Raw genomic sequence first — 13,810 nt, 5'->3', positions numbered from 1 at the left:
TAACAGGAGGGACCCAACGGTGAAACGGCTTGAAAGCACCATCGGATCCATGCCGATCTCACTTGCCCCGCAGGCGTCTGTGATGTCGCCCGCGCACGTGGGAGCGGCCACGCACTGCCCGTACTGCGCGCTGCAGTGCGGGATGTACGTCACGCGGGAGCCGGGGGCGGGCGACGGCACGGGAGTGGGCGCGGGAGTGGGCGCGGTGACCGTGGCGCCCCGGCAGGACGTCCCGGCCAACGAGGGCGCCCTGTGCCAGAAGGGCTGGACCGCCGCCGAACTGCTCACCGGCGGCGCGCGCCTCCTCACCCCGCTGGCCCGCGAGCGCCGCGACGGCCCCCTGGTGCCCGTGACCTGGGACGAAGCCCTGGACCGCGTCGCGGCCGGCGTCCGCGCCATCCAGGAGCGGCACGGCGCCGACGCGGTCGCGGTGTTCGGCGGCGGGGGCCTGACCAACGAGAAGGCCTACCAGCTCGGCAAGTTCGCCCGGGTCGCCCTGCGCACCAGCCAGATCGACTACAACGGCCGGTTCTGCATGTCCTCGGCCGCCGCCGCGGCGAACCGCGCGTTCGGCATGGACCGCGGCCTGCCGTTCCCGATCACCGACATCGCCGGCGCCGAGGCCGTGCTGCTCGCCGGCGGCAACCTCGCCGAGACCATGCCGCCGTTCATGCGGCACCTGCGCGGCGCCCTGATCGTGGCGGACCCGCGCGAGACCCGCACCGCGCGGCAGGCCGTGCTGCACCTGCGCCTCGCCCCCGGCACCGACCTGGCCCTGGCCCTCGGCCTGCTCCACATCGCGATCACCGAGGGGTACGCCGACGAGGAGTACATCGCCGCCCGCACCACCGGCTTCGAGGCGGTCCGGGCGTCGGTGGCGGCCTGGTGGCCAGAGCGGGCCGAACGCGTCACGGGGGTGCCCGTCGCGGACATGCGCGAGGCCGTCCGCCTGCTCGGCACCGCCCGCACGGCGATGATCCTCACCGCGCGCGGCGCCGAGCAGCACTCCAAGGGCGTCGACACCGTGACCGCGTTCATCGACCTCGCGCTCGCGCTCGGCCTGCCCGGCCGCGCGGGCTCGGGCTACGGCTGCGTCACCGGCCAGGGCAACGGCCAGGGCGGGCGCGAGCATGGGCAGAAGGCCGACCAGCTGCCCGGCTACCGCCGCATCGACGACCCGGCCGCCCGCGCGCACGTCGCGCGCGTGTGGGGCGTCGACCCCGCCGACCTCCCCGGCCCGGGCCGGTCGGCGTACGAGCTGCTGGACGCGCTCGGCACCCCCGGCGGCCCGAAGGGGCTGCTGGTGTTCGGATCCAACCCGGTCGTGTCGGCGCCGCGGTCCGGCCACGTCACCGGGCGGCTGGCCGCGCTGGACCTGCTCGTCGTCTCCGACATCGTGCTGTCGGAGACCGCCGCGATGGCCGACGTCGTGCTGCCCACGACCCAGTGGGCCGAGGAGCACGGCACGATGACCAACCTGGAGGGCAGGGTCCTGCTGCGCCGCCAGGCGCTCGCCCCGCCGGACGGGGTGCGCGGCGACCTCGCGATCCTCGCCGACCTGGCCGCGCGCCTCGGCCGTCCCGGCTTCTTCGGCGACCCGGGCGTGGTCTTCGACGAGCTGCGCCGCGCCAGCGCGGGAGGGATCGCCGACTACGCGGGCATCACCTACGAGCGCATCGCCGCCGAGACGGGCGTCTTCTGGCCCGCCCCCTCCGAGGACCACCCCGGCACGCCCCGCCCGTTCCTCGACCGGTTCCCCACGCCGGACGGGCGGGCGCGGTTCGTCCCGGTCGACCACCGGCCCCCCGCCGAGGAGGTCGACGACGACTACCCGTACTACCTGACCACCGGCCGCGTCCTCGCCCAGTACCAGAGCGGCGCGCAGACCCGGCGCGTGCGCGCGCTGAACGACGCCGCTCCCGAGCCGTACGCCGAGCTGCACCCCGGCCTGGCCGCCCGCCTGGGCGTCGCCGCCGGGGACACGGTACGGGTGGAGAGCCGCAGGGGCGCCACCGAGGTCGTGGCCCGGGTGAGCGCGGCGATCCGGCACGACACGATCTTCATGCCCTTCCACTGGGAGGGCGTCAACCGTCTCACCAACCCCATCCTGGACCCGGTCTCGCGCATGCCGGAGTTCAAGGTCTGCGCCGTGCGGGTGTACAAACCGGACGCCCCGGGCGGCTCCGCGGCCGAGCGGGGGCGGCGCCCGTGAGGCTCGTCGTCGTGGGGAACGGCATGGCGGGCTCGCGGCTCGCCTCCGAGGTCCGGGCCCGGGACCCCGAGAACAGGCACATCACGATCACGGTCATCGGCGCCGAGGCCCGCGGGCCCTACAACCGGGTGCTGCTGTCGAACGTGCTCGCCGGCACCGCGAGCCCCGAGCAGGTCCGCCTGCCCGCGCAGGCCGGGGACGGCGTGACCGTCCGGCTCGGCGTCACGGTCACCGCCATCGACCGCGAGGCCCGCGAGGTCCGCACGGCGGACGGGCGGCGCGAGCCCTACGACGTGCTGGCGCTCGCCACCGGCAGCGAGGCGGTCGTGCCGCCGATCCCCGGCGCGGGCCGGGCCATCGCGCTGCGCACCATGGACGACTGCGACAGGATCCTCGCCGCCGCCAGGACCGCGACCACCGCAGTGGTGGTCGGCGGCGGCCTGCTCGGCGTCGAGGCCGCCCGCGGCCTTTCCGGGCGCGGCCTGCGGGTCACCCTGCTGCATCACACCGGCCACCTGATGGACCGCCAGCTCGACGCCGGGGCGGGGGCGGTGCTCGGCGACGCGCTCGCCGGCCTCGGCGTCACGGTCAGGACCGGCGCGCGGGCCGCCGCGATCCGCGCCGGCGGCGTCGAGCTGTCCACCGGCGAGATCCTGCCCGCCGGCGTGGTCGTCCTGGCCTGCGGGGTGCGCCCGCTGACCGGGCTCGCCGAGGACGCCGGGCTGGAGGTCGGCCGGGGCGTCGTCGTGGACGACCGGCTGCGCACCTCCGACCCGGCCATCTACGCGATCGGCGAGTGCGCCCAGCACGACGGCACGGTGTACGGCCTGGTGGCGCCCGCCTGGGAGCAGGCCGCCGTGGTCGCCGACCTGATCACCGGGGCCTGCCCGTCCGCGCGCTACCGCGGGTCGCGGCTGGTCACCCGGCTCAAGGCCAGGAGCGTCGAGCTCGCGGCCATGGGCGAGACGCACCTGGCCGAGGACCCCGACAGCGCCGTGGAGGTCGTCACCTTTACCCACCGGGCCCGCGGCATCTACCGCAAGCTCGTCATCAGGGACGAACGCCTCGTCGGCGCGATCCTGCTCGGCGCGGCGCCCACCGTGGGGACGCTCACCCAGCTCTACGACCGGGGAGGCCCGCTTCCCGGCGACCCCGCGGGCCTGCTGTTCCCCGGCCTGGACGACGGCGCCGTGCCCGCCGACACGCCCGTGCGCATGCCGGACTCGGCGCGCGTGTGCGAATGCAACAACGTGACCAAGGGAAGGATCCGCGCCTGCTGGGAGGCGGGCGCGCGCGACCTGGCCGCCGTGACCGCCGCGACCAGGGCGACCACCGGCTGCGGGAGCTGCAAGGACGCGGTCGAAGGTCTCATCGGATGGCTGTGCGCGCAGGAAGAGGAGGTCCCGGCGTGAGAATCGTTGTGGCGGGATACGGGCCCACGGCCCACCGGCTCGTCGAGACGCTGGCGCGCGAGGGGTTCACCGGGACGATCACCGTGATCGGGGAGGAGCCGCGGCCCGCCTACGACCGGGTCGCCCTCACCTCGTACTTGAAGGGCACGAGCGCGGCCGAGCTGACCTTCCCGGCCCCCGGAGCCTCGGCGCGGGTGCTGCTGGGCGACCGCGTGATCTCCATCGACCGCGCCCGGCGCACGGTGACCACGCGGGACGGGCACGAGGAGCCGTACGACGCGCTGGTGCTCGCCACCGGCTCGGCGCCCTTCGTCCCCCCGGTGCCCGGCGCCGATCGCGCCTTCGTGTACCGCACCATCGAGGACCTGGACGCGATCCGCGCCGCCTCGTCCGGCGCGGCCACGGGCGTCGTGGTCGGCGGCGGCCTGCTCGGGCTGGAGGCGGCCGACGCGCTGCGCGGCCTCGGCCTGGCCACGCACGTCGTCGAGATGGGCGCCTGGCTCATGCCCCGCCAGGTCGACGAGGGCGGCGGCGCGGTGCTCCGGGGCCACGTCGAGCGGCTCGGCCTCACCGTGCACACCGGCACGGGCCTGGACCGGATCGAGGACGGCCGGGTGGTGCTCGCCGGCGGCACGGCCATCGACGCGGACGTCGTCGTGTTCTCCGCGGGCGTACGGCCGCGCGACGAGCTCGCCCGCCGGGCCGGGCTGCCGGTCGGCGAGCGCGGCGGCGTCGTTGTGGACGAGGGCATGCGCACCGCCGACCCCGCCGTCTACGCGGTGGGGGAGTGCGCCCTGGCAGGCGGCATGGTGTACGGCCTGATCGGGCCGTGCAACGCCATGGCCGAGGTCGCCGCCGACCGCATCCTCGGCGGCTCGGCCTCGTTCACCGGCGCCGAGGAGTCCACCAAGCTCAAGCTGCTCGGCGTGGACGTCGCCAGCTTCGGCCGGCTGTCGGGCGCGCTCGACGTGACCTACATGGACCCGGTCGGCGGCGTCTACAAGAAGCTGTTCGTCAGCGACGACGCCCGCACCCTGCTCGGCGGCATCTGCGTCGGCGACGCCGCGCCGTACACGCTGCTGCGGCCCCTGGTCGGCAGGGAGCTGACCGCCTCGCCGAGCGACCTGCTGTTCGCCAGCGCCGGCGGGCCCAGCGTGGACCTGCCGGACGACGCGCCGGTCTGCTCGTGCAACAACGTCTCGCGCGGCGAGGTCCGCGCGGCCATCGCCGAGCGCGGCGCGACCGACGTGCCCGCGCTCAAGAAGTGCACGCGGGCGGGCACGAGCTGCGGCAGTTGCGTCCCGGCGCTCGCGTCGATCCTCGCCGCCGAGGGCGTCGTCCAGGACAAGGCGCTGTGCGAGCACTTCTCCCACAGCAGGGCGGAGCTGTTCGACATCGTCCGCGTGCGCGGCATCACGACCTTCTCGCGGCTCATCGCCGAGCACGGCCGGGGGCGCGGCTGCGACATCTGCAAACCGGTCGTCGCCTCGATCCTCGCCTCGCTCGACGGCGGCCACGTGCTGGAGGGCGAGCGCGCCGCGCTGCAGGACACCAACGACCACTTCCTCGCCAACATCCAGAAGAACGGCACGTACTCGGTGGTGCCGCGCATCCCCGGCGGCGAGATCACCCCCGAGAAGCTCATCGTGATCGGCGAGGTCGCCCGCGACTTCGGCCTCTACACCAAGATCACCGGCGGGCAGCGGATCGACCTGTTCGGCGCGCGCGTCGAGGAGCTGCCCAAGATCTGGAAGCGGCTCGTCGACGCCGGGTTCGAGTCCGGCCACGCGTACGGCAAGGCCCTGCGCACGGTGAAGTCCTGCGTCGGGTCCGCCTGGTGCCGGTACGGCGTGCAGGACTCGGTCGGCATGGCCATCGCCCTGGAGCTGCGCTACCGCGGTCTGCGCTCGCCGCACAAGCTCAAGGCCGCCGTCTCCGGCTGCGCCCGCGAGTGCGCCGAGGCCCGCGGCAAGGACTTCGGCGTCATCGCGACCGAGTCCGGCTGGAACCTGTACGTCGGCGGCAACGGCGGCTTCACCCCCCGCCACGCCGAGCTGCTCGCGAGCGACCTGTCCGACGAGGAGCTGGTCCGCACGATCGACCGCTTCCTGATGTTCTACATCCGCACGGCCGACCGCCTGCAGCGCACGTCCGCCTGGATCGAGCGGATCGGCCTGGACCACCTGCGCGACGTCGTCGTCCGCGACTCGCTCGGCATCTGCGCCGACCTGGACGCGGCGATGGAACGGCACGTCGGCGGCTACTTCGACGAGTGGCGCGCCACCGTCGAGGACCCCGAGAAGCTGCGCAGGTTCGCCAGCTTCGTCAACGCCCCCGGCACCCCCGACCCCTCGATCGTCTTCGAGACCCGGCGCGACCAGATCTCGCCCGTCCTCGTGGAGGTGACCCGCCGATGACCCTGACCGGCCGGACGACGGACCCCGGCGACGACACCCGGACATGGGTGCCGATATGCGCCTACACCGACCTCATCCCCGAACGCGGCGCCGCCGCCCTGGTCGCGAGCGACCAGATCGCGGTGTTCCGCACCTTCGACGGCCGTGTCTACGCCGTCGGCAACCGCGACCCGTTCAGCCGCGCGTACGTCATGTCGCGCGGCATCGTCGGCACCCGGGGCGAGGAACCCGTGGTCGTCACACCCATGCACAAACAGGTCTTCTCCCTCGTCACCGGCGCATGCCTGGACGACCCGGAGACAGCGATACCGACATACCCCACCCGAGTCACCGACGGCACCCTGGAGGTGAGCGTGGAATGACAGCCGCGCTTCTGGACGATCCGCTGACCAGCCCCGAGACCGCGCCGGACGCGCTGGCGGGCTTCACCATCGGCGTGACCGCCACCCGCAGGCGCGAGGAGTTCGCCGCGCTCCTCGAACGCCGGGGCGCCCGCGTCGTCCGCGCCCCGGCGATCCGGCTCGTCCCGCTCGCCGAGGACGCCGGCCTGCTCGCGGCCACCCGCCAGTGCCTGGACGCGCCCGTCCACGACGTCGTGGTCACCACCGGCGTGGGCTTCCGCGGCTGGATGGCCGCCGCCGAGGGCTGGGGGCTGTGCACCGAGCTGGCCGCCCACCTGGCCTCCGCGCGCATCCTGCCCCGCGGGCCCAAGGCGCGCGGGGCCGTGCGCGCCGCCGGGCTGAGCGACCACTGGACCCCGGCCACCGAGTCCTGCGACGAGATCAAGCAGTACCTCCTCGCCCAGGACCTGCGCGGGCGCCGCATCGTCGTCCAGCTTCACGGCGAGCCGTTGATCGGCTTCATCGCCGCCCTGCGCGCCGCCGGGGCCACCGTCATCGAGGTCCCGGTCTACCGCTGGCTGCCCTACCGCGACCCCTCGCCGCTGCGCCGCCTGATCACCCAGGCGATCTCCGGCTCGGTGGACGCCGTCGCCTTCACCAGCGCCCCCGCCGTGCTCGCCATGCTCAACGCCGCGCGGGCCGAGCACCTGGAGGACTCGCTGATCGACGCCTTCCGCGGGTCGGTCGTGGCCGCCTGCGTGGGCCCGGTCACCGCCGCGCCGCTGGTGGCCAGGAACGTGCCGGTGATCCAGCCCGAACGCTCGCGGCTCGGCGCCCTCGCCCGCACCCTGGCACGGCACCTGCCCGAGCACGGCGTCACCCGGGTCACCGCCGGTTGCCACGAGCTGGAGATCCGCGGCCACGCCGTCGCCGTGGACGGCGACCTCAAGCCGCTGCCGCCCGCACCCATGGCCGTCCTCAAGCGCCTCGCCGAGCGGCCCGGGCACGTTGTCGCCCGCTCGGAGCTGCGGGTCGTGCTCCCCGGCGGCCCGGCACGGGAATCCGCCGAGCACGCCGTCGAGATGGCGGTCACCCGGCTGCGCCGCGCCCTCGGCCCGGCCGGCATCGTCGAGACCGTCGTCAAGCGCGGCTACCGCCTGGCCTGCGACCGGCTGGAGGTGCGGTGACCCCGCCGCCCGCGCTGGTGCTCGCGGCCCACGGCACGCGCAACGCCGAGGGCGAGGCCACGATCGCCGCCCTGGCCGCCCGCGTACGCCGGGCACGCCCCGGCCACCGCGTCGAGGCCGCCTACCTGGAGATCAGCTCGCCCCCGCTGGACGGGATCCTGGCCGGGCTGCCCGGACCGGCCGTCGTGGTCCCGCTGCTGCTCGCCGGCGGCTACCACGTCCACATCGACCTGCCCGCCGTCGTCGCCCGCGCCAAGCCCGGCGCGCTGGTCGCCGGCAGGCTCGGCCCCCACGCGCTCATCACGTCCGTGCTGGTGCGCCGCCTGGTCTCGGCGGGGCTGCGCTCCACCGACACGGTCGTCCTCGGCGCGGCCGGCTCCTCCGACCCCGGCGCCCTGGACGACGTCCGCGCCGCCGCCCGGCTGCTGTCGATGCGGCTGTCGCGGCCGGTCACCGCGGCGTTCGCCTCGGCGGGCCGCCCGGCCATCGGCGAGGCCCTGGACCGGCTGCGCTCGGGCCCGGCCCCCCGGGTGGCCCTGGCGTCCTACCTGCTCGCGCCCGGCCACTTCCAGGGCCGGCTGGAGGAGTCCGGGGCCGACCTGGTCTCCCGCCCGCTCGGCGCCGACGACGAACTGGCCGCCCTGGTGTGGCACCGCTTCGACGAGGCGACGGCCCGGTCGGCGTGGCAGGGGGCGGCGTGGCAGGGGGCGGCGTGGCGCGTGCCCGGCGCGGCCCGCGGGCTCAGGAGAGCGCCGGCGTCCGGGGGGTGATCGCCTCCAGCCGCAACTCGCGCACGATCTCGGCCGCGCAGTCGTCGCGGGACAGGCCCGCGCCGGCCCCGATGAACGTCTCGTAGTAGGCGTGCCGCAAACAGCCCGCCAGCAGCAACCGGGCGCTGGCCTCCGGCGTCACGTCGGGCGCGACCCGGCCGAGGCTCCGCTCCAGCGCGAGGTACTCGGCCAGCGGGGCGATCTCCGAGGCGGGGCCGAGATCGGTCTCGCGCAGCGCCTCGCGAAAGCGCACCGTGATCGACGGGGAGATGAACGCGGGCATCGCCGCGGACTGGACCTCGGCGTAGTAGTCGATGCCCGTGCGCGCCACCGGCAGCAGGTTGTCGTTGACCCGCCCCTTGCCGGCCTTGTGCATCAGCGCGTCGAGCGTGCGCAGCCAGACGGGCAGGCGGTCCTGCAGGAGGGCGAGGAACATGTCCACCGCCTGGGCGGGGGTCGCGCCGCGCATCTGCGGATACGCGTCGCCGTCCTCCGGGCGCGGCGCCTCGTCCCTGCCCTCCTGGTGCATGTACACGGCCATCTCGAGGACGCGTCGCCGCGTCTCCTGTGCTCTCTTGTGCGGATCTTGATATTGAGTCGTCGCCATGGGGATCCCAGGGTGCGCGGTCACATGTGTCGGTTCAGCACGCGGGTGGCGTGGTTCCGGGGGGTTCGCGGAGCGGTGTTCCTCTCCGTCGCCGAAGCGTGGCCGCGCGTGAGGGTGCCGCCCATACGTGCAGGTGCGGAACGGCGCAGCGGCCAATTATTACCCGTGATCCGCGAAGCGCGCGGCGAATATGCGAAACGTGGCTTTCCCGCGTGTCGCACGACGTGCCCGGGGTGCCGGCCGGACCGGCGCCCGTGACCTCAGGCGTCGCCGGCCGTCGCTAGCCGTCGCTGTCGTGGTCGCGCCGCCGCAGGTAGCGCTCGAACTCGGCGGCGATCGCGTCGCCGCTGGCCTCGGGAAGCTCGGCGGCGTCCTTGCGCTCCTCCAGCTCCCGGACGTACTCGGCGACCTCGGAGTCCTGCGCGGCCAGCTCGTCCACGCCGTGCTCCCACGCCCGCGCCTCGTCCGGCAGCTCGCCGAGCGGCATCGGGATGTCGAGCAGGTCCTCCATGCGGCTCAGCAGCGCGAGCGTGGCCTTCGGGTTCGGCGGCTGGGCGACGTAGTGCGGCACCGACGCCCACAGGGAGATCGTCTTGGTGCCCGCCGCGTTGAGGGAGTGCTGGAGCACGCCGACGATGCCCGTGGGCCCCTCGTAGCGCGTCAGCTCCAGGTTCAGGGAACGGGCCAGTCCCGGGTCGCTCACGCTGCCCATGACCGGCACCGGCCGGGTGTGCGGCGAGTCGTTCAGCAGGGCGCCCAGCAGCATCGCGGTCTCGACCCCGAGCTCCAGGCAGATGCCGACGATCTCGGAGCAGAACGTGCGCCAGCGCATGTTCGGCTCGATGCCGCGCAGCAGCACGACGTCGCGCTCGCTGCCCGGGGGCCGCGCGACCAGCAGGCGGGTGGTCGGCCACACGATCGAACGGCTGACGCCGTCGCGCATTTCGACCATCGGGCGGGTCACCTGGAAGTCGTAGTAGTCCTCCGGGTCGAGCTCGACGAGCAGGGTGGCCTTCCACTCCGCCTCCAGATGCGCCAGAGCGCCGCTCGACGCCTCGCCCGCGTCGTTCCAGCCCTCGAACGCGGCGATCAGCACCGGGTCGACGAGCTCGGGAAGTCCTTCGAGCTCGATCACACGCCGCCTCCTCCTGGCATGGCCAAGGGCGTTCACACGACGAAGCGCCCTCTCGACCGCCGGCGGCGGCCTTGTGCCTAACTAAGCCTATTCGTTGAGGGGCGGTCAGTGTCACCGAGAGGGGATAGCCGTGCGCGAGAGCGGTCCAACGGGACGGCCCCGTGCGATGTCGCTCCGTGTCGATTTCGGCCCGGCGGCTACGCTTGGGCCCATGAACCGTGAAGCCTCCTCGTTCAGGCGTCACCTGGGCGAGCGCGTCCTGGTGGCCGACGGCGCGATGGGCACGATGCTGCAATCGTACGACCCTTCGCTGGACGACTTCGACGGTCACGAAGGGTGCAACGAGGTCCTGAACGTCACCCGTCCCGACATCGTCCGGGCGGTGCACGAGGCGTACTTCGCGGTCGGCGTCGACTGCGTGGAGACCAACACCTTCGGCGCCAACCTGGCGGCTCTGGGGGAGTACGGCATCGGGGAGCGCGTCTTCGAGCTGTCCCGGGCGGGCGCCGCCCTGGCCCGCCAGGCGGCCGACCAGTGGTCGTCGGAGGATCGGCCGCGGTTCGTGCTGGGGTCGATGGGGCCGGGGACGAAGCTGCCGACTTTGGGTCATCTGCCGTACGGGGCATTGCGGGATGCCTATGAGCTGAACGCGGCGGGGTTGATCGCCGGTGGCGCCGATGCGTTGATCGTGGAGACGTGTCAGGACCTGTTGCAGGTGAAGGCGGCGGTGATCGGGGCACGTCGTGCGGTGGAGGCGGCGGGCCGTGATGTGCCGGTGATCGCGCAGGTGACGATCGAGACCAACGGCGCGATGTTGCTGGGGTCGGAGATCGGTGCGGCGCTGGCGGTGATCGAGCCGCTGGGTGTGGACGTGGTCGGGCTGAACTGCGCGACGGGTCCGGCGGAGATGAGTGAGCATCTGCGGTATCTGTCGCGGCATGCGCGGTTGCCGTTGTCGTGCATGCCCAACGCCGGTCTGCCCGAGCTCACCTCCGACGGCGCCCGCTACCCCCTGACCCCGCGGGAGCTCGCGGCGGCCCACGTGCAGTTCACCTCCGCGTACGGGCTGGGCCTGGTGGGCGGCTGCTGCGGCACCACCCCCGAGCACCTGCGCCAGGTCGTCGAGGCGGTGCGCGGGCAGGCCCCCGTCCCGCGGCGCCCGCGGCCCGAGCCCGGCGCGGCCTCGCTGTACCAGGCGGTCCCCTTCCGGCAGGACACCTCCTACCTGGCCATCGGTGAGCGGACCAACGCCAACGGCTCCAAGGCGTTCCGCGAGGCGATGCTGGCGCGGAACTGGGAGGAGTGCGTCGACATCGCCCGGGCGCAGGTGCGCGACGGGGCGCACATGCTGGACCTGTGCGTGGACTACGTCGGCCGTGACGGCGTGGCCGACATGAAGGAACTGGCCTTCCGGTTCGCCACCGCCTCCACCCTGCCGATCGTCCTGGACTCCACCGAGCCTGCCGTACTCCAGGCCGGTCTGGAAATGCTCGGCGGCCGCGCCGTGATCAACTCGGTGAACTACGAGGACGGCGACGGCCCGGACTCCCGCTTCACGAAGATCATGCGCCTGGTGAAGGAGCACGGCGCCGCGGTGGTGGCGCTGACCATCGACGAGGAGGGCCAGGCGCGCACGGCCGAGTGGAAAGTGCGCGTCGCCACGCGGTTGATCGAGGATCTGACGGTCAATTGGGGAATGGCCGTCGCTGACATCATCATCGATTGCCTCACCTTCCCGATCGCCACCGGCCAGGAGGAGACCCGCCGCGACGGCGTCGAGACCATCGAGGCCATCCGCGAGCTCAAGCGCCGCTACCCCGAGGTGCAGACGACCCTCGGCCTGTCCAACATCTCCTTCGGCCTCAACCCCGCGGCCCGCGTCGTCCTGAACTCGGTGTTCTTGAACGAGTGTGTGAACGCGGGGCTGGATTCGGCGATCGCGCACGCCTCGAAGATCGTGCCGATGGCGCGGATCCCCGATGATCAGCGGCAGGTCGCGCTGGACATGGTGTACGACCGGCGGCGGGAGGGCTATGACCCGCTGCAGCGGTTCATGCAGCTGTTCGAGGGGGTGGACGCCGGCGCGGTGCGGGCCGGGCGGGCGGCCGAGCTCGCGGCGATGCCGCTGGCCGAGCGGCTCAAGGCGCGCATCGTGGACGGCGAGCGCAAGGGCCTGGAAGCCGACCTGGACGTCGCTCTGGAGGAGCGGCCCGCGTTGGAGATCATCAACGAGGTGCTGCTGGAGGGCATGAAGACCGTCGGCGAGCTGTTCGGCTCGGGGCAGATGCAGTTGCCGTTCGTGTTGTCCTCGGCCGAGGTGATGAAGGCCGCGGTGGCCTACCTGGAACCGCACATGGACCGGGTGGAGGGCGAGACCAAGGGCCGTATCGTGCTGGCCACCGTCAAGGGGGACGTGCACGACATCGGCAAGAACCTGGTCGACATCATCTTGTCCAACAACGGCTACGAGGTCGTCAACCTGGGCATCAAACAGCCCGTTTCGGCGATCTTGGAGACGGCGGTGGAGAAGGACGCCGATGTGATCGGCATGTCCGGGCTGCTGGTCAAATCCACCGTGATCATGAAGGAGAACCTGCAGGAGATGAACGCCCGCGGCATCTCTCAGCGGTTCCCCGTCCTGCTCGGCGGCGCCGCCCTCACCCGGGCGTATGTGGAGCAGGACCTGGCCGAGACCTTCACCGGCGAGGTGCGCTACGCCCGCGACGCCTTCGAAGGGCTGCGGCTGATGGACGCGTTCATGGCGGTCAAACGCGGGGTGAAGGGTGCCCGGTTGCCGTCGTTGCGGGAGCGGCGGGTCAAGTCCGGTGCCACCCTGGCCCGCACCCCCGAGGCCGAGTTGCCGGCGCGTTCGGATGTGGCGGGCGACAATCCGGTCCCGGTGGCGCCGTTCGTGGGGGAGCGGGTGGTCAAGGGCATTCCGCTGGCCGATTACGCGGCGTTCTTGGACGAGCGGGCCACGTTCATGGGCCAGTGGGGGCTCAAGGCCGCCCGCGGCACCGGCGGGGCGTCGTATGAGGAGCTGGTGGAGACCGAGGGCCGGCCGCGGCTGCGGATGTGGCTGGAGCGGTTGCAGACCGAGAACCTGTTGCAGGCCGCGGTGGTCTACGGCTACTTCCCCTGCGTCTCCCACGGCGACGACCTGATCATCCTGGACGAGGCGGGCAAGGAGCGGACCCGGTTCTCCTTCCCCCGCCAGCGCCGCGACCGGCACCTGTGCCTGGCCGATTTCTTCCGTCCGGCCGGCTCAGGGGAGGTGGACGTGGTGGCCTTCCAGGTCGCCACCATGGGCTCGCGGATCTCCCAGGCCACCGCCGAGTTGTTCGCCAAGGACGCCTACCGTGACTACCTGGAGTTGCACGGGCTCTCGGTGCAGCTGACCGAGGCGCTGGCGGAGTACTGGCATGCCCGGGTCCGCTCCGAACTGGGCATCGGCGGGAACGAGAGCCTGGAGGACATGCTGAAGGTGAACGTCACCGGCTGCCGGTACTCCTTCGGCTATCCGGCGTGTCCGCATCTGGAGGATCAGCGGCAGGTGTTCGATTTGCTGGATCCGTCCCGGATCGGGGTGTCGCTGTCGGAGGAGTTCCAGTTGCATCCGGAGCAGGCGACCTCCGCGATGATCGTTCACCACCCCGAAGCCAAATACTTCAACGTCTGACGCCTGACGGCCAGACGGTACGGTCAGGGTGTCATTACGCACTTTCAGGG

General features: G+C 73.1%; 9 protein-coding genes. 7 read left to right on the top strand and 2 right to left on the bottom strand.

Going from position 1 to position 13,810, the window contains the following annotated elements:
* Positions 1-49 precede the first annotated feature (49 nt).
* The 6 genes from AB0M95_RS28460 to AB0M95_RS28435 are packed head-to-tail and all read left to right on the top strand — an operon-like array spanning position 50 to position 8,339.
* Positions 50-2,212: a molybdopterin oxidoreductase family protein gene (locus tag AB0M95_RS28460; protein ID WP_363770828.1), complete on the top strand. Its 2,163-nt coding sequence runs from the start codon at positions 50-52 to the stop codon at positions 2,210-2,212.
* The gene (locus AB0M95_RS28455) at positions 2,209-3,624 is read left to right on the top strand and encodes an FAD-dependent oxidoreductase (RefSeq protein ID WP_363770825.1); all 1,416 of its coding nucleotides are present in this window, start codon (positions 2,209-2,211) and stop codon (positions 3,622-3,624) included. Before AB0M95_RS28460 ends, AB0M95_RS28455 begins: the two co-directional genes overlap by 4 nt.
* A complete protein-coding gene (nirB, locus tag AB0M95_RS28450; protein WP_363770822.1) occupies positions 3,621-6,041 on the top strand; it encodes a nitrite reductase large subunit NirB in 2,421 nt (806 codons plus the stop codon). The genes AB0M95_RS28455 and nirB overlap by 4 nt, the downstream gene beginning before the upstream one ends.
* Complete coding sequence (gene nirD, locus AB0M95_RS28445) at positions 6,038-6,403, top strand: nitrite reductase small subunit NirD (protein WP_363770819.1); 366 nt, start codon at positions 6,038-6,040, stop codon at positions 6,401-6,403. Before nirB ends, nirD begins: the two co-directional genes overlap by 4 nt.
* Entirely contained in the window at positions 6,400-7,569 is a 1,170-nt protein-coding gene (locus tag AB0M95_RS28440) for a uroporphyrinogen-III synthase (protein ID WP_363770816.1), read from the top strand. The genes nirD and AB0M95_RS28440 overlap by 4 nt, the downstream gene beginning before the upstream one ends.
* Positions 7,566-8,339, top strand: a complete 774-nt coding sequence (locus AB0M95_RS28435) for a CbiX/SirB N-terminal domain-containing protein (protein WP_363770813.1) — start codon at positions 7,566-7,568, stop codon at positions 8,337-8,339. The genes AB0M95_RS28440 and AB0M95_RS28435 overlap by 4 nt, the downstream gene beginning before the upstream one ends.
* Here the strand turns inward: AB0M95_RS28435 and AB0M95_RS28430 are convergent.
* Entirely contained in the window at positions 8,311-8,880 is a 570-nt protein-coding gene (locus tag AB0M95_RS28430; RefSeq protein ID WP_363770810.1) for a hypothetical protein, read from the bottom strand. The genes AB0M95_RS28435 and AB0M95_RS28430 overlap by 29 nt on opposite strands.
* Positions 8,881-9,226: 346 nt before the next feature.
* The gene (locus tag AB0M95_RS28425) at positions 9,227-10,081 is read right to left on the bottom strand and encodes a PAC2 family protein (RefSeq protein WP_363770807.1); all 855 of its coding nucleotides are present in this window, start codon (positions 10,079-10,081) and stop codon (positions 9,227-9,229) included.
* Between the two features lie 211 nt (positions 10,082-10,292).
* On the opposite strand from AB0M95_RS28425, the gene metH reads away from it, so the two are divergent.
* Positions 10,293-13,760 (top strand): methionine synthase, encoded by a 3,468-nt coding sequence (metH, locus tag AB0M95_RS28420; RefSeq protein ID WP_363770804.1) that lies wholly within the window; start codon positions 10,293-10,295, stop codon positions 13,758-13,760.
* Positions 13,761-13,810 lie beyond the last annotated feature (50 nt).

It is taken from the genome of Sphaerisporangium sp. NPDC051017 (assembly GCF_040683095.1).
Taxonomy (GTDB): domain Bacteria; phylum Actinomycetota; class Actinomycetes; order Streptosporangiales; family Streptosporangiaceae; genus Sphaerisporangium.
This window is presented reverse-complemented; position numbering and strand designations above follow the sequence as displayed.